Genomic DNA, 23203 nt, shown 5'->3' with positions numbered 1-23203 from the left:
GTACCGCCGCCTTATCTTGCCGTCATCCTCGGGCACCGTCCCGAGGATCCAGCATGGACCCAACGGATATATTCCTCATCGGCGCAATTTGCAGCGTCGGGCAACGCGACCATCGCCTGTATCCTCGGCCCGGCGCCCGAGGATGACGAGCCGCGCGCATCGTGAAAAACCGCAACGCCTTAGTAATACTGGCCGTGACGATAATCCCAGCTCAGGAAATGCTCCGAAAGCAGCGACATGATCTTGTCGTTGTCGAGGCCCTTGCGGATGAGGATCGGGGCAGGCGAGACCATGCGCTCGCCCTTCTGTTCGGGAACGAGCGTGCCCTTCTCGTCGACCATCGAGACCATCACGCCCTGTTCGTAGCGCGAGCCCTCGTCCTTGTCCGGCTGGATCGAGGCGACGTAGTCGTTCGCCGAGATGATGAGATCGGCTTCCGCCTCGATGCGATCGCCGATGCCTTCTACGAGGCCGCGGTTGCCCTTGCCGGAGGGGTTGGCCGAGGAGGCGAAGGCGAGCTTGCCGTGATCGCGCCAGAGCGCCTCGGCGAGCTGTTCCGAGGGCGTGCCGAAACGGATGACGAAGCAGCTCGTCTCACGCCCGTCCATCACGAAGTCACGAGACCCATCGTCCGGAATCTTCGAAATCGCCTCCTTCTTCCACGGCAGGATGCAACCGAGCAGGATGTTGCGGTCCCAGTGCGCCTGATAGAAGGCCTCGATCTCCGGGTTCATCTCGGCAAGGCTCTTCAGCTCTTCCATCGAGCCGCAGAGGACGACGCCTGGCTTGTTGCGCTTGCGGACCTTGGCGTCGAACTTGCGCTCGAGGCCACCCTTGTCGGACACCATGATGATGTAGCCGACCTTGGTCGGCGAAACGATCATCCCGCCGCCGCGGGTGAGGATGTCCAGCCCGTCTTTCTGCAGGTCTCCGGTCCAGGCGACAGTCTTTTCCTTGGCGGCCATGTCCACTCCATCAAACGTCTCGTTACGCGGGAAACACCCTGCGCAGCGCCCTTTGGGCGATGCGGCGGAAAGCCTCGCGAAAATCGGCAATGGAGGCCGCAATAGGCGGTGCGGCGCCGTTTTGAAAGAGAAAAAACGCCGAAGTGGAGTGTCTCAGCCCTTAGAAGGGATCAGGCGTCCGCGCGGGCGTAGATGTCCTCGTGCCGCACGATGTCGTCTTCGCCGAGATAGGAGCCGGTCTGCACCTCGATCAGTTCGAGATCGATCTTGCCCGGATTTTCCAGCCGGTGGACGCTGCCGAGCGGGATGTAGGTGCTCTCGTTCTCCGTCAGCTTGAACTGCCGCTCGTCGATCGTCACCAGTGCGAGGCCGCGCACCACGATCCAGTGTTCCGCGCGGTGATGGTGATGCTGCAGCGATAGCCGGCCGCCGGGTTTCACCACGATCCGCTTCACCTGATGGCGGTTGCCTTTATCGAGCGATCGGTAATTGCCCCATGGGCGGAAGCTCTGGAGATGCTCCTCGGTGAGAACGGGGTTCGCCCCTTTCACCTTCTCGACGAGGCTCTTCATCAGATCGCCCTTCGAGCGATCCGCGACGAACACCGCATCCTCAGTCACCGAGATGACAAGGTTGTCGACGCCTGAGAATGCCACGAAGGCGCCGGTCGACCAGACGACGTTGTCCTTCGAGCCGATCGACACGCAGGAACCGTGGACCGCATTGCCGTCCGCGTCCCGATCGAGGATCGGGGCGAGCGCGTCCCAATCGCCGATATCCGACCAGTCGAAGCCCGCAGTCGCGACCGCGATCCTCTCCGAACGCTCCATGACGGCGTAGTCGATCGAGCGCTTACCGGCCTGTTTGAAGGCGGCCGGATCGAGCCGCACGAAATCGAGATCCTTCACGGCTGCGTCCACGGAACGACGAACGGCTGAGACGGTCTCGGCGTCGCTCGCCTCGTATTCGGAGATCAGAACGTCCGCGCGGCATAGGAAATTGCCGGAATTCCAGAGATAACCCGCATCGAGATAGGTCTCGGCCGTCGCAAGGTTGGGCTTTTCGACGAAACGCTTCGCCTTGCGCACCTCGATATCCCCTGCGCCCGCCATCGCCTCGCCGGGCTCGATATAGCCATAGCCGGTCGCCGGCTTTTCCGGCGCGATGCCGAAGGTGACGATATGGCCCTGCCGTGCGACATCCGCCGCGCCTGACACCGTGTGCCGGAAACCTTCGACATCCGTAATGCGATGATCGGCGGCGAGCGCAAGGATCAGCGCATCGGAGGCGACTTCCTTCGCGGCGAAGAGCGCAGCTGCAGCCAGCCCCGGCCCCGAATCGCGCGCCTCCGGTTCGAGCACGATCGTGATATCGATTCCGATCTCCTCGGCCTGTTCTGCGGCGAGGAATCGGTGGTCGGTGTTGGCGATGATCAGCGGCTTGCCGAAACCCTCGGCGTTGACGCGGATCAGCGTCGCCTGAAACGGTGAAAGGTTGCCGAAGAGCGGAAGGAACTGTTTCGGCCGCGTGCGCCGGGAGGCCGGCCAGAGCCGGGTCCCCGAGCCGCCGCACAGGATGACGGGCACGATGGTTGCGTTCGGATCGCCTGCGGCCATGAGAACCCCCCCTCCGGATCGCACGCGATGATCTGCGCACGGATGATGCGACCGCGGCTCCGGTCGATTGCACTTTTCGACCCAATTACCACAGGAAAGGGTTTTGAACAGGTTATCGAGACTTCAGCCGCGCGGGCTTTCGCGACGCTCGGCCCCAGCGATCCGCCGATCGAAGCTCTGTCGCGGGTCCGGCAGCTCGCCATGCTTTGCCGACAGACGCTGATGCAGATGCACCATGAAGGATGCCGCGAAGAGCGGCGTCAGGATGTTGAGAAACGGAACGCTTAGGAAGGCGGCGATCACGAGACCGGCGAAGAACACCGTCGAACTGTGCCGCTGGCGCAGTTCGCGCGCGTCCTCCCCGATCCGGTAACGCATGGCAGCGAATTCGAAGTATTCCCGGCCGAGGAGATAGCCGTTTACGAGAAAGAAGGCGACGAGATTGATTCCCGGCACGAGCAGCAATGTCAGCGCGAGGAGGTTGCCGAGAATGACGATGCCGAAGAACTTCACCGAGAGGATCATGCCCGGCACGAGCGGCATTGCCCGGCCGTTCGGGGCGCCGGGATAAGACTGGGTTTCCACCACCTCGGCGACATCGTCTAGGAAGAGCCCAGCGATGATCGCGCTGATCGGCCCGATGAGAAACGCGAGAAGCACCGCCAGCATCAGCCCGAGGAGCCAGGAGGCGGCCGTTCCCGCCTGATCGACCCAGTTCGGAAGGTCTGGAACAAGATCGGCGAGAAGCGGCAGCGCGAAGCTCTCGAAGACGAGGCTGATCGCAAACCACAACGCAATCAGGACAACGGCGGCGAGCCCCAGCATCTTCCAGAGTGCCGCGCGAAACGGCTCGGAAAAAATGTCTGAAAAGGCGAGCCGGGCGCTCGTGACAATCATGGCCGCATCCCGTTGATGTTCGAAGAACACGATTTCAAGCTAGGCATGCCGGCGTGGCGCAACAAGCATCTGGTTGAAACCCGACCGCGGGCCATATCGCTGCCGATGAGCGCCAAGTCCGAACTTCCCGTCAAGATCTGCGTCCAGTGCGGCAAGCCGATGGTCTGGCGCAAGAAATGGGAAAAGAACTGGGACGAGGTGAAATTTTGCTCCCAGCGCTGCCGGAAGGAGGCGAAGGCCGGCGTGCCGCCTAGGCAGGCGGTCAGGCAGCCCGACGAGCGTTGACGCTCGGTCTGCTCTGTCAAGCCTCGTAGAGATCGCGCCGGGTCGGCGGCAACTCGGCACCGCCCTTGCCGCGTTTGGAGGCGAGGGTCTGATAGATCAGGATACCGCCCCGCGTAAAGCCGAGAGAGCAGCCGGCGAGATAGAGAAGCCAGAGTCTCGCCTTGCGCTCGCCAGCGAGTTCGCAGGCTTCGTCAAAGCGGGCGAGCAGGCGGTCGTGCCAAAGCCTGCAGGTGAGTGCGTAATGCTCGCGCCAGTCCTCGATGTCGTGGACCTCGAAGCGGTGTTTTTCCAGCATGCGCGTCGAATGGCCGATATGGTCGAGTTCGGCACCGGGAAAGATGTAGCGGGTGATCGCGCGGTATTCTGGCGTTCCCCGGTGAAATGCCTTTTCAGTCTTCTTCGCCGGCCGGGTGATGGCGTGGTGAAGATATAGCCCTTTCGGTCTCAGAAGCTTGCGGACGGCCGAGAAATAGGCGTCGTGGTTCTTGAAACCGACATGCTCGTACATGCCGATCGAGGCGACCTTGTCGAACGTGCCAGAAAGCTCCTGAAACGGCTTCAGCTCGATGGTGATCCTGTCCTCGAGACCCGCTTCCCGCACCCGCGCGGTCGCGAGATCGAACTGTTCCTCCGAGAGCGTCACGCCCTGCCCCGTCACGCCGTATCGCAAGGCGGCGTGGATCAGCAGCGCGCCCCAGCCGCAACCGATGTCGAGGAAGCGCTCGCCCTCCTTCAGCCGCAGCTTGCGACAGATCATGTCGAGCTTGTCCTCCTGCGCCTTGCCGATATCCTCGTGCCAGCCGTCGAAATAGGCGCAGGAATAGAGCATTCGCTCGTCGAGGAAGAGGCGGTAGAAGTCGTTGCCGACATCGTAGTGATACTGGATCGCCTCCCTTGAGGAACCGCTGCGGCCCGAACCCGTGCCGTCCTTCTCCTCCGCGCCCGCCTTGCGCGACAGCCGCCACAGCGCCGGCAGCGCCTTGGCGATCTGGCTCTTCTCAATACGCTTCAAGGCGTCCTTGGTGCGGGTCTCGGAGCGCTTGCCGACGAGATCGAACAGCGTGCCGTCTTTGAAATCGATGCTCTTGTCCATCCAGAGCGCGACCACCCGGCCGATCGAGGGGCGCATGGCCAGCCGTGCCAGGCCGGCCGGGTCGGAAAGAACGACAACCGGCCCATCCTCCGGTCCGATCCGCTCGCCATCCCAGAGTTCGACGGCAAACCCCGGCCTCATCGCCGCGATCACATGGGCGACGATGGCCTTCAGCCGGGCTTCGTCGGCGGATGACCCCGGTTCGGACTTGTTGGCCAAAGAACGTCCCCTCATCACTCTGCCGAGCCCGTATCGCTGCGGCAGGCCCGCTTTACTCTCCGCTCCGAAGAAACATCAAGCCGGCATGACGCATGGGATTAAGTACAGCGAAGCGGACGGAACGCCACTCAGCTGCGTGGCTCAGGTGTCGGGACCGGCGCGCCGGAAAGTTCGGTGCACCAGTCGCGCCTGGTCTTGCCGCCGTAAGGAACGACCAGCCCGTCCTTGAGAAGGCGCTGGGCGACGTCCGGCTCGTCGACCGTTGCGAGATCGGCGAGAACGCGGCCGAAATACTTGTCGCCCTCAATGTCGGTGAGTGTCACCCGGCCGTCGGCAAGAAGGGTCTGAAGCCGATCGGTGGCAATCGCGGCGGCCTCTTTCTCCGCATCGCAAGTTCCGCGCTTTTCCGGCGCATCGATACCACGCAAACGCACTGCGACGTGAACGGATTGCATCGGCCAGATAAAGGCCTGAACTTCCACCGTGTCGCCGTCGCGAACGTTTACAACATGGGCGGAAACGGGACCTGCAATGTCGCGCGGTGGCTCTTCCGCCGAGGCAGTCGTGATCGGGAAGCCGGCGAGAGCCGCAGCAATCAGAAGATTGAAGCAACCTTTTGGCGAAAATCCCATCGATACGACTATTGCTCCTTTCCGAATTACGTCTGCAATATATCGGATATAATTCCTAATAATTCGCATGTTAAGAGGCGGCAGCACAAAATTTCCGCCTGGAGTAACAAGGTAGACCGGTCAAAAGCGGCATAATCGCGGGAGAAATGTACCGATCCGCCGCCGGACAGATCGGATGAGGCGGTGAGGATATCAGGATAATTTACTCACGCGCAAAAGGCGAATATCCCTAGTTCACACGACTGATGCAAGCTTCAATACACGCATCGCGATAGCACGTCTGTGCCAACCGTTTCAGAAATCGCTGACGATGCCGTCCTTTTCCCAGTCGCCGTAACGCACCGGCTCGACGCCGGATTTCCGGCCGTCGACCTCCGACGGCAGGCTGTCCGGGTCCACCTTGAACGCAGTTCGCGTCCGTCGCCGCTCCTCGGCCTCGGCAAGGGCCCGCTTGGCGGCCGGCGACAGCGTCTTGACGCTCGTCTCGCTCGAAACCTTCATGGCGCCGAGAATGTCATCCGCAGTATCGTTTGCCATGGGTCTGCCGTGTTTCAATCCTGATTTCTGTCGGGCCCTATCTAGTGATCCCGCGCGCATCGACAAAATCGAGATCGGACGAACTGGGCGCGCCTGGCCGAAACTTGAACGCCGCCTTCGTGCGGACCATCTTTCTTCCAACCAGAGACGCAGGGCTTCTGCGCTCGTCGATCTTGGGAAAGCTGAGACGTCCATGAACATGATCAAGACGGCCGCTCTGATTGCCGCGCTCACGGCGCTTTTCATGGGCGTCGGGCTTCTCATCGGCGGGCGCGGCGGCATGCTGATCGCGCTCGTGATCGCCGCCGGCATGAACCTTTTCGCCTACTGGAACGCCGACAAAATGGTGCTGAAGATGCACCGGGCAAAGGAGGTCGACGAGCGCTCCGCGCCGGAACTCCATCGCATCGTCGCGGGGCTCGCGCAGCGTGCTGGGCTGCCGATGCCGAAGGTCTACGTCATCGACAACCCGCAGCCGAACGCGTTTGCGACCGGTCGCAACCCGGAGAATGCAGCCGTCGCCGCGACCACGGGCCTCCTGAACCAGCTCACCCACGAAGAAGTCGCCGGCGTGATGGCGCACGAGCTCGCCCATGTCCAGAACCGCGACACGCTGACCATGACCATCACCGCGACGATCGCCGGCGCGATCTCCATGCTCGCGAATTTCGGTATGATCTTCGGAGGCAACCGGGCCAATCCGCTCGGCATCGTCGGCATGCTTGCGGCCGTGATCGTCGCACCGCTTGCCGCGATGCTGGTGCAGACGGCGGTGTCCCGAACCCGCGAATATTCCGCCGACCGGCGCGGTGCGGAAATCTGCGGCCAGCCGGACTGGCTCGCCTCGGCGCTCGAAAAGATCGCCAGAGCCGCGGGCCGCATCCCGAACCCGACCGCCGAGCGCAATCCGGCGACGGCGCACATGTTCATCATCAACCCGCTGTCGGGAAACAAGATGGCCGGACTGTTCTCGACCCATCCGGACATCAACGAGCGGATCGCGCTCCTGCGGGAGATGAGGATCGACGGCGGGACGGACGCCATCGCCTATGGGAGGACGCGAGGGCACGAAAGCGGTCGAAACCGGCTTCCGGACACCGGCTATCGCAGCCGCCCGTCGAAGGGCGGCGGCCGCGGCTCCGACACGCGTCAGGGGCCGTGGGGTTGAGCGGCGTGAGCCAGCCGAGCCTCTCGCCGCAGCAGCGCAAGGATCGCGCCCGCACCAGGCGTGACCAGCCTGAGCCCGGCCGCCCCAAAACCGAGCAGGTCTCAGCCGCCGACAAGCCCGGGCTGAAGGCGAGACAGGTGGCGGCCAAGCTGTTGGGCGCGGTCATCGAGCAGCAGACTTCGCTCGACGGGCTGACCGATCCCGATCACGGCCATCCCCATTTCCGCCAGCTCGAAGCCCGCGATCAGGGCCTCGTCAAGGCGATCCTGCTGACGGCGCTGCGCTTTCGCGGCACGCTTACGCAAGAGATTGCCGCCCGGCTGGACCGCCCGCTGCCGAGCAACGCGACAGCGCTGAACCATCTCCTCCATGTGGCGGCAGCGCAAATCCGCTTCCTCGACGTTCCGGACTCCGCCGCCGTCGACCTTGCCGTGACGGCGGCCGAAGCCGATCCGCGCACCCGGCGCTTCAAGGGCGTCGTCAACGCGGTCCTGCGGCGCATGACCCGCGAACTCGGCGGAGCCGAGGTCACGACCGAGCCAGCCATCGATTGCCCGAACTGGCTTTTGGAACGGCTCATTGCGGCCTATGGCGAACCGCGTGCTAAGGCGATCGCGGCAGCCCACCGGATGCCCGCCCCGATCGATCTGACGGTGAAAACCGATCCGGAAGCCTGGGCGGAGCGCCTCGGCGGACAGGTGGTCTCCGGTCCCTCGATCCGCCTCGATGCGACGACGCAGGGGAGCATCGCCTCGCTCGACGGCTTTGCGGAGGGCAAATGGTGGGTGCAGGACGCCTCGGCTGCGCTTCCCGTGCGCCTGTTCGGCGATCTAACGGGCAAGACCGCCGCCGATCTCTGCGCGGCCCCCGGCGGCAAGACGGCGCAGCTTGTCCTCTCGGACGCGACGGTGACGGCCTGCGAGGCGTCCAAATCCCGCGCCAAGCGCCTCGTCGCGAACCTGACCCGTCTCGCGCACGATGCCGAAACGCTGATCGGTCCGTTCCAGGAGACCCTCGGCGATCGTACCTTCGACGCCGTCCTCCTCGACGCACCCTGCTCTTCGACAGGCACGCTTCGCCGCCATCCGGATGTCGGCCACACCAAATCGCTGGACGATGTCCGCCGACTCGCCGAGGTGCAGCGCAAGCTCCTCGACGCAGCCGCGAACCATGTCGCACCGGGCGGAACGCTCGTCTTCTCCAACTGCTCGATCGATCCGATCGAAGGCGAAGAACTGGTGAAAGCCTTTCTCGCTGAGCGCAAAGATTTTACGCGCCGGCCGATCGAGCCAACCGAACTCCCCGGTTTCGACAAAGCCGTGACATCCGACGGCGACCTTCGCACGACGCCCGAAATGTTGTCCGCCATCGGCGGGATCGACGGCTTCTATGCGAGCCGACTGCAGAGGGTTGGATAGCCGATGAACCGATGTCGTCAGGTAGGCGCCGCGACTGCGGGCATTGCTCTCATGCTGGCCTTCGCAGGTCTTTCGGCCTGCGGCGGCATGACGAACGCCGTCGGCGTGCTCCCCAACACGCTCGACGACCTCGAAGAAAAGAGCGCCGCCGCACGCGGCGAGACAGCTGCTTCGCAGAGCTGCGAAAATCCGCCCTGCCAGGACGAAGCCGCCCGCTAGCCTTCCGGCATTGCAGCATCATGCGTTCGGTCCTATCACGGCGGCACATTTTTGCCGTTCCGACCGATGAGTGCCGCTTTATGTCCGTCAAAGCCAATGCAACGCCCCTGCCAGACCGGGTGAAGGTCAAGCGCGCGCTGATCTCCGTCTCCGACAAGACCGGCCTCGTTGAATTTGCCACCGAGCTTGCCGGCATGGGCGTCGAGCTTGTCTCCACCGGCGGCACGCGGAAAGCCCTAAGCGAAGCCGGCCTCACGGTGCGCGACGTCTCCGATCTCACCGGCTTTCCGGAGGTGATGGACGGCCGGGTAAAGACGCTGCATCCCGGCGTCCACGGCGGTCTCCTCGCGATCCGCGACGACGAAGCCCATGCGAAGGCGATGTCCGATCACGACATCCAGCCGATCGATCTCCTCGTCGTCAACCTCTACCCCTTCGAAGAAACCATGAAGAGCGGCGCGGATACCACGACGCAGGTGGAGAACATCGATATCGGCGGCCCGGCGATGATCCGCGCCGGGGCGAAGAACCACGGCTATGTCACTGTCTTGGTCGATCCGGCGGACTACACGTCCCTCCTCGACGAATTACGCACCAATGCCGGCGAGACGACGTTCGCGCTGCGCTGGATGATGGCCGGGCGGGCCTATGCCCGTACCGCCGCCTACGATGCGGCCGTCTCGGGCTGGTTTGCCGAACAGTCGGGCGACACCGCCCCGCGCCGTCTCTCGATCGCCGGGGAACTCGCGGAATCCCTCCGCTATGGCGAGAACCCGCATCAGGACGCCGCCTTTTACCGCACCGGCGAGAACAGGCCGGGCGTTGCCACCGCGCGGCAGGTGCAGGGCAAGGCGCTCTCCTACAACAACATCAACGACACTGACGCCGCCTTCGAGCTCGTCGGCGAGTTCGATCCGGCCCGGACGAAAGCAGTTGCGATCATCAAGCATGCCAACCCTTGCGGCGTCGCCGAGGGCGAGACGCTGATCGAGGCCTATCGCATGGCGCTGCGCTGCGACCCCGTCTCAGCCTTCGGCGGCATCGTCGCGCTCAACGCGAAGCTCGATGCGGCGAGCGCGAGGGAGATCACCGAGGTCTTTACCGAGGTCATCATCGCGCCGGACGCCGATGACGAGGCGATCGAAATCGTGAGGGCGAAGAAGAACCTCCGCCTCCTCCTCACCGGCGGCCTGCCGGACCCGCGCGCCAAAGGGCGTTTCGTCAAATCCGTCGCCGGCGGGCTTCTGATCCAGTCGCGCGATGCGGGTGTCGTCGACGATCTCGATCTCAAGATCGTCACCAAGCGCGCACCCACGGAAGCCGAACTCGCCGATCTCAAATTCGCCTTCCGCGTCGCCAAGCACGTGAAGTCGAACACGATCGTCTACGCGAAAGACCGCGCGACGGTGGGCATCGGGGCCGGCCAGATGAGCCGCGTCGACGCCGCCGGGATCGCCGCCCGCAAGGCGGCAGACGCAACGAAGGCAGCGGGGCTCACCGAACCGCTCACCAGGGGCTGCGTCGTCGCATCGGACGCCTTCTTTCCCTTCGCGGACGGTCTTCTCTCGGCGATCGAGGCTGGCGCCCGCGCCGTCATCCAGCCGGGCGGCTCCATGCGCGACGACGAGGTTATTAGGGCGGCCGACGAACACGACGTCGCCATGGTCCTCACCGGCATGCGCCACTTCCGGCACTGACGCATTTCGGTGGCTCATGGCGCAACAACTCGCCGCGTCGGCTGGATCTCCTGAGTGTCTGTGAGCTCGGATGGGTCTAACTGTCCGGACGCCGCCACCCCATGTCGACGGCCCCAGGCAAAGCAAGTTCCCCGCAATCTATTCTAAGCGGAGCCGACCGGAATCGATACGCCTGTTGTCGCCTGAAGTTCGACTAATGGCTGATCGAACGTTGCAGACTGAATACCAGTCCGACGGCTTCTGCCGATGGTCTTTCGTTTGGATAACCACGGGCTGACCGTTGCACGACCATTTTTGCTAGAAGGAGTCCAGGTAATCGATAAGACGCTTGGCTGCTTCTTTAGCGTCGTCCGGAGCGTTTTGTTTGGAATAGATCGGGATTTCGACGTCCGGCGGAATTCCGATCCCTTCGTAGAAGCGACCCTCGTGATCGAGATAGATCTCGTTGGCAAGATCGAGCGACCAGCCGTTTGGGAGCCGTTTCGTCAGGATATCGGACAGCGAACCGCGAGTCGCCATGCCGATATGGTCGATGTTGGGCAAAGATCGTAATCCCATTAGGAGTATCTCGCCTGCCGAGATCGTCTCCTGATTGGTGATTACGGTGACCGGGCCTTCGAAGATCGGCGGATCGGCTGGCTCGATCCAGGCCGCTTGCAGCGGGTCATTTACCGTGTCGCCCGCCCGTTTCGAATAGGCGACGACCGGGCTTCTTGCGAAGCGGGCGACAAAGCGTCTCGCAGTCTCGTCCGTACCGCCGGTATTGTCGGTTAGATCGATGATCAGACGTTTCGAGCCCTCGCGTCGAAAGAGGGCGCGGGCTTCGTCAAGTGGACCATTGACGGCTCGGCGCAGACTTCTGCCGGTGGAACCGATATAGAGATACGCTGTATCTTCGATCGTGCCGTATTGGATTTGACCGTTGCTGACGCGAACGAGGTTGTCGCTGAGTTCGCTGGCGATCCCCGTCGTCCAATATCCGACCTGCTCCGACCGTTCTATGGCTTCGGGTGAAACCTGCCGCAGCTTGAACGGCGGCGAGAACCAACGCTCGCGTCCCTCCACCATGGCCGACAGGCCGATATGACCGTCGTCGATTTGAGACAGCAATCGCGACAGGAGAGCGAACAGGCCCTCTTCGGATAGATCCGGGCTGACCTGCGAGCTAAGGAACTCGACCGTTTCGCTCCACGCGACATCGCGTTCGCGGAAGAAAGGGTAATGTTCGGTAAAGATCGCAACGGCCGTCTCGAAGATTGCTTCGGGCCCGCTACGATCTTCGGTGCCGCAAGCGGCCGGCAAAGCACCGATTCGGTCGAACCTATAGCGATAGGTCTCGTCACCGATTGAGATGCTGAACGCGGCACCTCCGGGATGAAGTCCCAAGCTCCGGCTAAAATCCTCCGGTATTCCGAAATAGGTCTCGCGGTGAACGCAATACGATTCGACCGCATCGTAAATGCGAATTCTCCCATCGCTTATTTGCCATAGCCAGCCATAACCGCGGGACCGCCAAACACCTTCCAACGATAGAAGGCTCGCGCTGTCGACTTCGCGAAACGAGACGGCCTCGGCGCCGTTCTCTGTACCGAAAACCGTCGCTCGATCACCTTCGGAAAGGTTCGCATGTGCAAGACTTCCATAGACCATTGCTGCCCCGATCAGAAGAAACCGCCCTGCGCATCGATGCTGCATCACACTTCCTTTCGCTGCCTCGCTTGGTCTGATTTCGCGGCTTCATCGATCCTGCGGGTGATGCGGCGAGAGATCAGGAACCCTGATCTAGAGCGCTTTGATTTTGATCGGATGCGCCAATCTGCAGAACGCATCTCAGTAATGCGCTGATCCAAGCGGATAGGAAGTCAAATCTACGGCCCGCGCTTACCGGCATCGATTTTCGTCGGCATGGTGTCGAAGCGGTTGAGATCGGCCTTGAGATTCCGGCAACCTAGACGGCCTTCACTCATATACAGGCTTTCCTGATAGGAACACGGCTCAAATATTTCCGGGCTTACCCAAGGCGTTTAAATTCGCGCTCCGCACCTTCCAGCCAGACGAATTCAGCAATTCCTTATCCCATGCGGGATAAGACTCCGCTTTGGGAAAAGCTATTTGACTCATGACCGATGCTGGGAAATGTCGCGCTGGTCGATTAGGACATCGCGGCGTGTGGCCCGACCGCCTCCCGAGCAGCGGTCCAGAGCACATCTGAAGGCATTACCAGTGCATGAACTGCCGATCGGCGCAAGAATGAAGAGAGGCTGCAGATTTATCGTCAATTAGTCCCTACCCGGGTACGAAGACTGTAAGTCCATAGGATCGAGCTATACGATGCGACCTGATAGATTTCTCCTGCTCGTCGCCATGACGTTTTTGACGACCCCGGGCGTACATGCCCAGGAGGCAATCTCGATCCTGCGCGGTTCTCTTGCCGACCGCCTTGCCCAGTCTGCCGGCGACAATGGCCCTGACTTAGGCAATGCGGGCGACCCTGAAGAAACTCTGCCAACTGGATCCGCCTCCTTGACCGAGGACGACATCGAAGACCGCACGACGTCCGCTGACGAGGAAGGAGTCGATGACAGTTCCAACGAAGAGGCTGCGAGTGCTGTCGCGTCGAGGCAAGTCGGAGACGACGCAGGCGAAACGCGAGAAAGCACCCGCGACGATCTGGAGACTTCCGAAAGCGAGTTCTCGATCCGGAGCGGCTACGACACGAACTACGACGAACTGGTGGATCCGGAGGCAAGTCCTTTCGTTGAGATCAATGGTGCGTTCGAAGTCGAACAGACGGTCGGCGGGACAGACATCTTCGCATCTGCGGATCTTACTTTCCTCGAGTTGCCGGATCTCGACGTCGAAGAGAGATTTTTCGGCGAAACGGCTCTCGCTGTGCGGCGCGAGATTTTCGATGGTATTTTCTTGGATGGTGCGATCTCGGCGGCCCTCGACGCCGACGACACCGCCATATCGCTCGAGACAGCAAGCGCGGTCGGCGTTCAGGTTGTGCGTGACGAGGTCGCTGCCGGACTGCGGTTCAGTTTTGCGAGCGATGACGTGATCACTGACCGGGTGGGTGAGACGAGCTTCGAGGACCGTTACGAAGACTATCGCCGCTATTCGGTGGAGTCGACGATCCTCGCGCGGCCTCTTGCCCGTGTTTCTCCGATACTGTCGGTTCAGGCTTCCCGGGTCGCCTTCCCGATCGGGATCTACCCCTCGCTCTTGGAAGGAGAGGACGTCGGCGAGGTTGACGACATCGGTGGTCACGATGGCGAAGACGAAACGCTCGTCCCCATCGATCGTGATGCCCACGACGCCAGTATCGCGCCTGGCTTTCGCTTGAGACCGTGGCAGGGCTTGACGATCAATTTGGCAGGTCGCGCGAATATGCGTTCCTTCGATGCGCCCTACGTGCCGACACTCTATACTGTCTTTCCAGACATCCAGGTGCTCTTCGAGTTGGCGGAAGACTTCGAACTCGATGTCTCCGTCACCCGCATCATCGACGAACCGGAAGACTTCGGCAGCTATGCTCAAGATGTGAAAACCTACGCAGCGGCGGTCGCCTACAAGCCAAGCCTCGGCTTGGGAGGCACGATCGAAGGTGGCTTCAGCGAGATCGACGAGTACGGCGTTCGATCCGAGAGCACCGAAACCTTCATCGGCGCGGATCTGAGCTATCGATGGAGTGAATCTCTGGCCGGTCGGGTAGACGTTTCAGCAAATTGGACAAACGACAAAAGCTCCGACGAGGACACGAAGACCGTGCAGTTCGGCGGAGCACTCGTATTCAAATTTTAAAAGACGTAAGAAGTACTTGCGAGATTGACCTAACGCCCCTCGTTCGTTTTACGCACAAATTCGCGGTTCTTGCCGCGAATTAGATCACATTATTGCTATTTTGATTTTATTTCAAGCAAAAGTGTGAATTTTGTCTTACCCTTTTTCCGGGAAACAAAAAATCTGAGTCGTAAGGCACCATGCGTCACGAACTGACGTAAAGGGAGGGTGTCGGTGGATACGGTAGAACTGGGCGGACAACCGGGCGTTACTGAGCTTCGCCGGCGCTTCGAAAGCGAGGACCTGCTTCCCGTCATAAGTTGGCCTGGCGCCGACAATTCGCGACGCTGGCAAGCCGGCGAGCGGTTCCACCATCTCTTTGAAATCTCATGCGATCGTTTCGACGCCTTCGATCCGCTTCACGCTGCTGTTGAGACAGAGAACTCGACCGTCACGTATCGCGAACTGGACGAACGCGCCAACCGTATGGCTCATATGCTCGTCGAAACGGGGCTGGAACCCGGTGGACGGGTTGCGATTCGGCTCGAACGCTCCGCGGACCTTTATGTCGCGATGCTTGCCATTTCGAAGGCCGGGGGCGCATACGTCCCTCTCGATCCCGGGTTTCCTGCTGAACGCATTCTTTTCATTTGCGAAGACGCAGGTGTCAGCCACCTCATATCTTGCTCGCCGGCCGACACCATCTTGCACGGCCTCGCCTGTGTCCTGATCGATCCGAATGCAAACGCTGCAGCGATCGCCGCAATGCCTTCGACGCGGCCGCAGCCGCGCGAAACTGCGGACGACAGCTTGGCCTACGTCATCTACACCTCCGGCACGACCGGGAAGCCGAAGGGTGTGCCGATAGACCATTCCATGATCGTGAATTTTCTGCGCGTTGCGTGTGAAACCTACGGCTATCGCGAGACGGATCGCGTCTATCAGGGGCTCACGATTGCTTTCGACTTCTCAATCGAGGAGATTCTCGTTCCGCTTTGTGTCGGCGCGACGCTCGTTCCTCCCGCTGCGGAACATGGCAGCCTCGTCGGTCAGGATCTTTCGAACTTTCTTGTATCGCGGCGGATCACGGCGCTCTGTTGCGTTCCGACCGTTTTGGCGAGCTTCGATGACGAACTTCCCGATCTGAGGTTCATCTTAGCATCCGGCGAAGCTTGCCCGAAGGATCTTGTCGCACGTTGGTGGGCACCCGATCGCGTGTTCATCAACGCTTACGGACCGACCGAAACCACGGTGACCGCGACGCTCGCCGTGCTCGATCCGGACGTTGACGTCACGATTGGCCGGCCCCTGCCCACATACAGCGCCGTCATTCTGGCCGAAGGCGAGACTCGGGCCCTGCCCTTCGGCGAGATAGGAGAGATCTCTATCGCCGGTCCCGGCCTTTCCCGTGGCTATCTCAATCGGCCCGAGCAGACTGCGCGAGCTTTCATTCCGGATTTCCTCTCCATTCCGGACAATACATCCGGCATGATTTATCGCACAGGGGATCTTGGCTTCTTCAATTCCGAAGGCGAGATCGAATATCTCGGGCGGATCGATACGCAGGTGAAAATCCGGGGCTACCGGATCGAACTTTCCGAAATCGAATCTGTTCTCATGAAGATTCCCGCGATCGCCCAGGCGGCGGTCGACAAGGTCGAGCCGCGGCCCGGCGAAGTGATGCTCGCGGCCTGGTATTCGGTGCGCGACGGCTTCGAAGCTCCGTTGCGCGAGGACGTATTCCGTCAGATGCGCATGGAATTGCCGTCATACATGGTGCCGGCATTCTTCGAAAAACTCGACCGCCTGCCGATGCTTCCTTCGCAGAAGGTTGACCGCAAGAGCCTGCCGATGCCGACGGGCGAAAGACTCGCGAATGCGGCAAATGCCTATGTCGCGCCCGAAGACGAGATCGAGATCGCGATTGCGAACGTCTTCGCCGAGGTTCTGGGACTCAAGCGCGTTTCAATCGAAGACGATCTCTTTGACGATCTCGGCGCGGACTCCCTTTTGATCGCCAAGGCCTGCGCAACGATCCGCCGGATCATTCCGGGCTCGAGCCCCTCGATGCGCGACGCATATGCAAATAGAACGGTGCGCACGCTGAGCGAGACCGTCAGCGGACAGGTTGCCCTGAGTGAAGCACGGACTTCGAAACCCTTATGCAAACACATCCGCGGGTTTCCCGACCTGCATGTCGCAAGTGATTTCTCCTATTATGCTTGCGGGCTGGGCCAGTTGGCGACGTATCTGGTCTATTCATTCGTATGGATCTGGGCCTTATCGGCAGGCATTAATTGGGCGGTGGCCGCTGAAACGCTCGCGGTCGTCTATCTGCGCCTCGTCCTGTTTGGCGCAGTCTATCTTACGGGACTCTTGATACTGCCGATCGCGGTCAAATGGCTCTTGGTCGGCCGGTTCGCGGTGCAGCGCATACCGGTCTGGAGCTTCGGTTACTATCGCTTTTGGCTCGTGAAGACGCTGATCCGTGCCAATCCGGTCCTGCTATTCGTCGGAACACCGTTCTACAACGTCTATCTGCGTCTGCTCGGCGCGAAAATCGGCCGAGATGTCGTTCTCATGTCGAGCCTTACGCCTGTCGCGACGGATCTCATCGAAATCGGCAACGGTGCGGTCATTAACAAGGACGTCAAGTATTCCGGCTATCGGGTGACGAGGGGATGGATAGAGACCGGTCCCGTGACGATTGGCAGAAACGCGCATATTGGTGACGAGAGCGTTCTCGATATCGACACCGAGCTCGCCGAAGACTGCGATCTCGCCCATGCGTCCTCGCTGACGAGCGGCCAGCGTACCGTTGCGGGCAAGAGCTATCACGGCACGCCTGCGGTGATCACCGAAGGCCGCTTCCGAATTGAGGCGTCATACGCTCCGAGTGCCTTGCGCGGCGCGCTATTCAATCTCGTTCAGTTTGCCAATCTCTTCTTCGTCGCCGCCGCATTGCCCATACTGACAATCGTCGCGATCTATCGCCAGGAAACTGGCGTAATGCGTGTCTCGGAAGCAGGCGAGCAAACTATCCTTCGGCATATTGCCGAGCAATTCGGTTGGGCTGGTGCGTTTGTTGTGGCGACCACATTGGCAGGAGCCCTCTTCGCGCTCACGCTTCCGCGTCTCTACGCAGCTTTCCTCAAACCCGGCAGAGAGTACCGACTTTATGGTCTCCATCATCTGGCGGCTCGTGCCGTCACCGGCGCAACCAATCTGAAGTTTTACAATACGCTGTTCGGCGATAGCGCGCTCGCGCCCTATTACCTGCGGGCGCTAGGCTACAAGCTCGACCTTTCGATCCAAACCGGGTCGAACTTCGGCAATGTCCAGAAGCACGACAGCCCGTACCTGTGCGAGATCGGCAAAGGGACGATGATCTCCGACGGATTGGCGCAAAGCCATCTGTTGACCACCAACGCGTCTTTCAAACTCGAGCCGACATGCATCGGCGCTCATAACTTCTTCGGCAATGCGGTCGTCATGCCAGCGGGAGCCCGAATTGGCGACAACGTCCTTGTCGGTACGAAGACACTCGTTCCCGTCCACGGACCCTTGCGAGAGAACACCGGGATTCTCGGTTCTCCTGCTTTTGAGATTCCGCGTTCTGTGAAACGCGATCGAGAATTCGATTACGTCAAGGACGAACGAATCCTGAAGGAGCGTCTCGCGCGAAAACTGAAGGCCAATCTGGCGACCATCGGCTACTTCCTCCTCTCACGATGGATCGCTACGGCCGTCGTTTTCGTGTTCCTTCCGATCATCATCGAACTGGAAGGGCAAGGATGGATCGGCGCGTTGGAAATCGCACTCATCGTGCTGCCGATGGCTGTATGTCTCTTTTCCGTTAGCGTCGCATGCGAGTGGATTGGCCGTGGCTTCAAGCGTCATCGCCCGCAATATTGCTCAATATACGATCCCTATTACTGGCGCCACGAGCGTTACTGGAAACTGACCGAACTCGTGCTTTTCAATGCCTTGGTAGGCACGCCCTTCCGGGGTCTCGTCTGGAAGGCCTTCGGAGTGAAGTGGGGCCGTAAGGTCTTCGACGACGGTGTACTCTTCAGCGAACGTACGATGGTTGAAGTCGGCGATTACTGCAGCTTCAACGAACAGACGGTAGTGCAGTCGCACTCTTTGGAGGAAGGGGCCTTCAAGTCTGATCATTCTGTCGTCCGCTGCGGCGCGACGCTCGGCGTCAACGCGTTCGTCCACTACGGCGCCGTTGTCGGCGAGAATGCCGTACTCGACTGTGACGCGTTCCTGATGAAAGGCGAGACGATGACCGCCGGCAGCTTCTGGCAGGGCAATCCGGCGCGGGAGATTTTGCGATGAGGACGGAAGCGAAGACCTCACCCGTAAGGATCATCGTATCCGTTTTGCCAAACCTCAATGCTCTCGCGGTCTCGGCGCGAGCCTGCGTCGACATCGAAGCAGCCGAACTTTCCTTCGGATCGGAGAAAGTATCGACGTAAGTTCTCATCCTTAAGACAAAGGAAAAAACAATGAACAAGCCCTTCAAAACAAGTCGATTTTTTACGTTCGAAGATCACGAATCGAATGCCCGTGGTTACTGTAGGAGCTTCGAGAAAGTCTTTGTCAAGGCTAAGGGCAGCTCTGTCTGGGATGAAGAGGGTAACCGTTACATCGACTTTCTGTCGTGCTGCGGGGCGCTGAACTACGGCCACAACGACGAACATATGAAGGCGGGCCTGATCGACCATATCAGCCGCGACGGCATTGCAAGCGGTCTCGATCTCTACACAGACGTAAAGCGCGATTTCATCGACGCCTTCTACAGGTTGGTTCTCGCGCCGCGTAATTTGGATTATAAATTGCAGTTCACCGGGCCGACCGGCGCCAACGCCGTCGAGGCGGCCTTGAAGCTGGCGCGCAAGGTGACGAAGCGCACCAATGTCATCACCTTCACCAACGGTTTTCACGGCGTGACATCGGGTGCACTCGCAGCGACCGGGAACCGATACAATCGCATGGCTCCGTCGATACCGCTGACCGGCGTTACACGCTTGCCCTATGACGGCTATATGGGCGATGGGATCTCGGCGGCAGACCTCTACGTGAAGATGCTTGAAGATCCGTCCGGCGGCATCGATCCGCCTGCTGCGGTCATCTTCGAAACCGTGCAAGGCGAAGGCGGCCTCAATATTGCGTCGGCCGGATGGTGTCAGAGGATCGTTGCGGCCGCGCATCGAGCAGGGGCGCTGGTTATCGTCGATGATATCCAGGCAGGATGCGGGCGCACAGGAACTTTCTTCAGCTTCGAGACGCTCGGCTTCACGCCGGATATCGTGACGTTGTCGAAATCACTGTCCGGCTTCGGCTTACCGATGTCGCTCGTGCTTATAGCACCGGAATATGACGTGTGGTCGCCAGCAGAGCATAACGGAACGTTCCGTGGCAACAGCCACGCCTTCGTCACTGCGCGCATCGCCCTTGAAAAATATTGGGGTGGTTCCGGTTTCGAAGAAGCGATCGCGGTCAAAGCGGAAATCGTGACGAACGCGCTCACCGAAACCGCGCGTAATCTTCCACAGGCTCGACTCAAGGGCCGAGGGCTCATGCAGGGGCTTGACGTCGGCACGAGGGCGCTTGCGAGCGCCATCTCGAAGCGGTGCTTCGATCAGCGCCTTATTATCGAAACAGCCGGCCCATACGACGAAGTCATCAAGGTCCTCTGCCCGCTTACTATAGAGGTCGATCAGCTGGAGGAAGGTCTTGGCATTGTCCGGAATGCTGCGCTCGAACTCTCCGGCGAGTTGAGCTTTGCCTAGCAATAGAAGCTCGGTCGAATAACGCAGGCTGATACGGCCAGTTCACCACTTCTCGGATGACAAGGGTTGGAGATCGAGTTGGCGCTTGAACCCGGAATGGCAAATCGCAAGAGTTCAGAATCGTCGTAGGCGGTGTTTGTTGGAAATATCCCGCAGTTTCCATGAGCCGACAACACCTGGATTACCGAATGGGCCTGACCAATCGAGCTACAGCCTCGATTCCAAAAACCTCCGTTCCAGTAGTACGACGTAACTTACCACCCGGAATTGAGGAAACGAGGTCTTAAGCGTGTCGCAGTCACGTCGACATGCGCTTCCTCTCGACCAGAGCAGCAGAAGCTACTTTCCCCGTGTCAATAATCCGCAGTCACGCCACGTTTGCAGTTGCCATATAATACCAAGTCAATCGAGTTTACCGATTCCGCTAATCTTATGATTAGCCCAAGTCGCTTCCGTCGTCCCAGCACATCGATATGTGTCATTATGAGACACCGTTAACTAATGTGGCTAAATCAAGTTTACTTTTCGTTTACGTAGGGCGATAACAGGTCGCGGCGTTGTGATTGGAGCGTGAAAATGGGACTAACGTCGATTGCGATCATCGACGATCATCCGACGTTGAGAGATGGGCTCGCCTCATTGGTAGGCGGTGTAAATGGATACGCAGTCGCTGCCGTCGGGACTGCCGCGAGCGAGATCCTTTCGATAGCAATGCATGTCGAACCGGATGTGATGCTGGTCGATCTTCAGATGCCCGGCGATGTTTTAAAGACAATCGTCCGCACCCGCGGACTAGCACCCGAAACAAAGATCGTGATGTTCACGGCGTCGGATCGTGTCGATCACGTAATAGCCGCGCTGGACGCCGGAGCCGATGGTTACGTTCTGAAAGGCAGTTCTCTCGAAGAGCTTCTTCTCGCAGTCGAGGACATCAAAGCGGGGAAAACGTATGTATCGCCCTCCCTATCGAGCAAGATGATTCAGTCATTCCGCCAGAAGGCTGAAACACAGCGGAAGCGTGTTGATCTTTCTTTGCGCGAGGAACAAATAATCAGATTCTTGTCGGAAGGACTTCCGAACAAGACCATAGCGATACGGCTAAACATTAGCGAGAAAACCGTAAAGCATTACATGACTGGGCTGATACAGAAACTGGAAGCGCGTAACCGCTTGGAGGTGGTGATGAGAGCACAGCGAATGGGGTTGCTTCCCAAAGCAGCCATGGAGCGCACGTCAAACTTTCATTGACGGGCTTTGACGTCACCATTCGATCTGGTCATCGGCAGCTCGATCTCGAGAATGGCCCGCCCATCCACTATCCGGAAATCAGCAGACCCATGAAACGACTGGACCCGGTTCCGTATGCCCTTTAGACCGAGACGAGGTCGAGCGGCGTCCGTTGAACTGGAAGACTCCAAGGCGTCGTTTTCCACGGTGATCTCGATCTTTCCGGCACTTGAGCCGACCTCAACCGCTTGTCCACGCCCCCCAGCGTGCCGGTAGCCATTGTTGAGGCCTTCTTGTATCACTCGGTACATGCATGCTCGTAGTTCTGGCGATAAGCCCTCGGGCAGAGTCTTGAACGAGAGCCTTACCTCGCTGCCTGTCAAGCGCTGATGGAGATCGACCACCGTTCTCACGGTATCTTGGGTGTTCAGTGTCTCGATATCAGGCAAGATGAGCCCGTGTGATATCCGGCGCAACTCGCTAAGGGCACTCTGAATGAGGTCTGCGACCTTATTCTCCCCCCGAGGTGCACCACCCTGCTCTTTCTTTTCGAAGCCAGCATGCAGAGCAGCTAAGGTCAGAACTTGGATTGGTCCATCATGGATTTCAGATCCAATCTGGCTCAGAAGTCTCTCACCGCTCTTCAATGCTTGACGATGAGCCTCTTCGGCAGAGGCGATGAGATTGCGATTCTGCAGTAGGAGCGCAGAACGCTTTCTATAATTGGAGGAAATTTCACTGCGCTGTTTCTGAAGTGTCCGCGCCGCCTCTCTCACGATGAAAGTAAGGATGGCGACGAGGGTTGCGAGCGCGGCTAACCGGATTGCCCAGGAACCGGATAATATCTCGAACGCGATGGCGTCTACGCGACCGTAATCTTCATAAAATTCCCCTACTGCGATGACCTGCCCGTCGCGATCTCTCAGTGGAATGTAGATTTCGTGAAGATCGGCCGTTCCTGCGAATGAGTCGCCATCCTCGAAATCAGAACCAAGCTCCCCGTTGACCGCCATTTGGAACTCGTCACTGTCAGCGCGTGCGTGCAGATCGAGATCTTTGTAGCCGTAGATTTGACTTCCATCCAAACGCCAGATCTTCACGTCAGCGATCTGCAGAGCAAGGCCCGTGCTCTCGATAACTTCGTCAAGTTCACGTTTGATGTTCGCGGGGACGGAGCCATCCGCTTGAAAGGCGTCGACGAACGGGCCGATGATTCCCCGCATATACGTCACGGCGACCTCGGTCCTTACGTCCCTTAGATTTTCTCGCAGAAGGTGCGCTTGCGCGGTACCGGCCACGATTAGGACAAGGAGCGTCCACGAAGTGCTCGCCACCACGAAACGGCCTGTCAGGCCAAGACGCTTCCAATAATTGCGGATCGAAGATTCGAGCGCCCATAACATAAAAGCATCCTATTTGCATCGGCCTTTGGGCCTACAGTTTCATCAGACTTTAGTCTGAATCATTGTCAGACTTTCCGACCTATCAGCCGCTCATGTGACCTCATACCGTTGGGTCATGGTGCAGTTGTAGAAGCCGTTACCGAGTTTGTTCACGGCTCGATGCTCCCTCTCCATCAGACTTCTCTGATTCAGAGAAGCAATAGAACTCGCTTGTCTATTCAAAATTCCTCTGGGAGGAGAATT

At 59.8% G+C, this 23203-nt stretch carries 17 protein-coding genes; 9 read left to right on the top strand and 8 right to left on the bottom strand.

Features of this window, described 5'->3' with window-relative positions:
* Positions 1–179 precede the first annotated feature (179 nt).
* The 3 genes from FP2506_RS14905 to FP2506_RS14895 all read right to left on the bottom strand — a co-directional run bounded on the left by FP2506_RS14905 (position 180) and on the right by FP2506_RS14895 (position 3478).
* On the bottom strand, positions 180–965 hold the full coding sequence (locus tag FP2506_RS14905) for an L-threonylcarbamoyladenylate synthase (protein WP_007068382.1): 786 nt from the start codon (positions 963–965) through the stop codon (positions 180–182).
* Between the two features lie 170 nt (positions 966–1135).
* Positions 1136–2581: a mannose-1-phosphate guanylyltransferase/mannose-6-phosphate isomerase gene (locus FP2506_RS14900; RefSeq protein WP_007068381.1), complete on the bottom strand. Its 1446-nt coding sequence runs from the start codon at positions 2579–2581 to the stop codon at positions 1136–1138.
* Between the two features lie 123 nt (positions 2582–2704).
* Positions 2705–3478: a sulfate transporter family protein gene (locus tag FP2506_RS14895; RefSeq protein WP_007068380.1), complete on the bottom strand. Its 774-nt coding sequence runs from the start codon at positions 3476–3478 to the stop codon at positions 2705–2707.
* A gap of 105 nt (positions 3479–3583) precedes the next feature.
* On the opposite strand from FP2506_RS14895, the gene FP2506_RS14890 reads away from it, so the two are divergent.
* Positions 3584–3763 (top strand): DUF2256 domain-containing protein, encoded by a 180-nt coding sequence (locus FP2506_RS14890; RefSeq protein WP_040490043.1) that lies wholly within the window; start codon positions 3584–3586, stop codon positions 3761–3763.
* 16 nt (positions 3764–3779) lie between these two features.
* On the opposite strand, the gene FP2506_RS14885 is transcribed toward FP2506_RS14890, so the two are convergent.
* The 3 genes from FP2506_RS14885 to FP2506_RS14875 form a co-directional block, all read right to left on the bottom strand.
* Positions 3780–5090, bottom strand: coding sequence for a class I SAM-dependent methyltransferase (locus tag FP2506_RS14885; protein ID WP_081448354.1), 1311 nt, complete (start codon positions 5088–5090; stop codon positions 3780–3782).
* A gap of 113 nt (positions 5091–5203) precedes the next feature.
* A complete protein-coding gene (locus tag FP2506_RS14880; RefSeq protein WP_007068377.1) occupies positions 5204–5707 on the bottom strand; it encodes a thermonuclease family protein in 504 nt (167 codons plus the stop codon).
* A 294-nt stretch (positions 5708–6001) separates the two neighbouring features.
* Positions 6002–6244 (bottom strand): DUF1674 domain-containing protein, encoded by a 243-nt coding sequence (locus FP2506_RS14875; protein ID WP_007068376.1) that lies wholly within the window; start codon positions 6242–6244, stop codon positions 6002–6004.
* Between the two features lie 193 nt (positions 6245–6437).
* On the opposite strand from FP2506_RS14875, the gene htpX reads away from it, so the two are divergent.
* From htpX to purH, 4 genes are all read left to right on the top strand, one after another.
* Positions 6438–7412, top strand: coding sequence for a zinc metalloprotease HtpX (gene htpX / locus FP2506_RS14870; protein WP_040490036.1), 975 nt, complete (start codon positions 6438–6440; stop codon positions 7410–7412).
* Entirely contained in the window at positions 7409–8830 is a 1422-nt protein-coding gene (locus tag FP2506_RS14865) for an RsmB/NOP family class I SAM-dependent RNA methyltransferase (protein WP_007068374.1), read from the top strand. Before htpX ends, FP2506_RS14865 begins: the two co-directional genes overlap by 4 nt.
* Before the next feature lie 3 nt (positions 8831–8833).
* Complete coding sequence (locus FP2506_RS14860) at positions 8834–9049, top strand: hypothetical protein (RefSeq protein WP_007068373.1); 216 nt, start codon at positions 8834–8836, stop codon at positions 9047–9049.
* Positions 9050–9129: 80 nt separating this feature from the next.
* Positions 9130–10746: a bifunctional phosphoribosylaminoimidazolecarboxamide formyltransferase/IMP cyclohydrolase gene (gene purH / locus FP2506_RS14855; protein ID WP_007068372.1), complete on the top strand. Its 1617-nt coding sequence runs from the start codon at positions 9130–9132 to the stop codon at positions 10744–10746.
* 297 nt (positions 10747–11043) lie between these two features.
* Here the strand turns inward: purH and FP2506_RS14850 are convergent, their stop codons facing one another.
* Entirely contained in the window at positions 11044–12132 is a 1089-nt protein-coding gene (locus tag FP2506_RS14850) for a S41 family peptidase (RefSeq protein WP_187289057.1), read from the bottom strand.
* Between the two features lie 945 nt (positions 12133–13077).
* Between FP2506_RS14850 and FP2506_RS14845 the strand changes: the two genes are divergently transcribed.
* The 4 genes from FP2506_RS14845 to FP2506_RS14830 all read left to right on the top strand — a co-directional run bounded on the left by FP2506_RS14845 (position 13078) and on the right by FP2506_RS14830 (position 21578).
* Positions 13078–14550, top strand: coding sequence for a hypothetical protein (locus FP2506_RS14845; protein ID WP_040489173.1), 1473 nt, complete (start codon positions 13078–13080; stop codon positions 14548–14550).
* A 213-nt stretch (positions 14551–14763) separates the two neighbouring features.
* Positions 14764–18873 (top strand): Pls/PosA family non-ribosomal peptide synthetase, encoded by a 4110-nt coding sequence (locus FP2506_RS14840; RefSeq protein ID WP_007068368.1) that lies wholly within the window; start codon positions 14764–14766, stop codon positions 18871–18873.
* Positions 18874–19043: 170 nt separating this feature from the next.
* Entirely contained in the window at positions 19044–20330 is a 1287-nt protein-coding gene (ectB, locus tag FP2506_RS14835; protein WP_007068366.1) for a diaminobutyrate--2-oxoglutarate transaminase, read from the top strand.
* A 576-nt stretch (positions 20331–20906) separates the two neighbouring features.
* Positions 20907–21578, top strand: coding sequence for a response regulator (locus tag FP2506_RS14830; RefSeq protein ID WP_007068365.1), 672 nt, complete (start codon positions 20907–20909; stop codon positions 21576–21578).
* Here FP2506_RS14830 and FP2506_RS14825 read toward each other — a convergent pair.
* A complete protein-coding gene (locus FP2506_RS14825) occupies positions 21572–22960 on the bottom strand; it encodes a sensor histidine kinase (RefSeq protein WP_040489172.1) in 1389 nt (462 codons plus the stop codon). The genes FP2506_RS14830 and FP2506_RS14825 overlap by 7 nt on opposite strands.
* Positions 22961–23203 lie beyond the last annotated feature (243 nt).

The organism is Fulvimarina pelagi HTCC2506 (assembly GCF_000153705.1).
Lineage (GTDB): Bacteria > Pseudomonadota > Alphaproteobacteria > Rhizobiales > Rhizobiaceae > Fulvimarina > Fulvimarina pelagi.
The sequence above is the reverse complement of the archived record's forward strand: the minus strand, read 5'-3'. Positions and strand labels throughout refer to the sequence as shown.

Bases quoted from the DNA above. Each gene is read 5' to 3' on its own strand.
- ectB (WP_007068366.1), top strand. From the start codon at position 19,044: ATGAACAAGCCCTTCAAAACAAGTCGATTTTTTACGTTCGAAGATCAC.
- FP2506_RS14845 (WP_040489173.1), top strand. From the start codon at position 13,078: ATGCGACCTGATAGATTTCTCCTGCTCGTCGCCATGACGTTTTTGACG.
- purH (WP_007068372.1), top strand. From the start codon at position 9,130: ATGTCCGTCAAAGCCAATGCAACGCCCCTGCCAGACCGGGTGAAGGTC.
- FP2506_RS14895 (WP_007068380.1), bottom strand. From the start codon at position 3,478: ATGATTGTCACGAGCGCCCGGCTCGCCTTTTCAGACATTTTTTCCGAG.
- FP2506_RS14900 (WP_007068381.1), bottom strand. From the start codon at position 2,581: ATGGCCGCAGGCGATCCGAACGCAACCATCGTGCCCGTCATCCTGTGC.
- htpX (WP_040490036.1), top strand. From the start codon at position 6,438: ATGAACATGATCAAGACGGCCGCTCTGATTGCCGCGCTCACGGCGCTT.
- FP2506_RS14860 (WP_007068373.1), top strand. From the start codon at position 8,834: ATGAACCGATGTCGTCAGGTAGGCGCCGCGACTGCGGGCATTGCTCTC.
- FP2506_RS14875 (WP_007068376.1), bottom strand. From the start codon at position 6,244: ATGGCAAACGATACTGCGGATGACATTCTCGGCGCCATGAAGGTTTCG.
- FP2506_RS14830 (WP_007068365.1), top strand. From the start codon at position 20,907: ATGGGACTAACGTCGATTGCGATCATCGACGATCATCCGACGTTGAGA.
- FP2506_RS14885 (WP_081448354.1), bottom strand. From the start codon at position 5,090: ATGAGGGGACGTTCTTTGGCCAACAAGTCCGAACCGGGGTCATCCGCC.
- FP2506_RS14880 (WP_007068377.1), bottom strand. From the start codon at position 5,707: ATGGGATTTTCGCCAAAAGGTTGCTTCAATCTTCTGATTGCTGCGGCT.
- FP2506_RS14890 (WP_040490043.1), top strand. From the start codon at position 3,584: ATGAGCGCCAAGTCCGAACTTCCCGTCAAGATCTGCGTCCAGTGCGGC.
- FP2506_RS14825 (WP_040489172.1), bottom strand. From the start codon at position 22,960: ATGTTATGGGCGCTCGAATCTTCGATCCGCAATTATTGGAAGCGTCTT.
- FP2506_RS14905 (WP_007068382.1), bottom strand. From the start codon at position 965: ATGGCCGCCAAGGAAAAGACTGTCGCCTGGACCGGAGACCTGCAGAAA.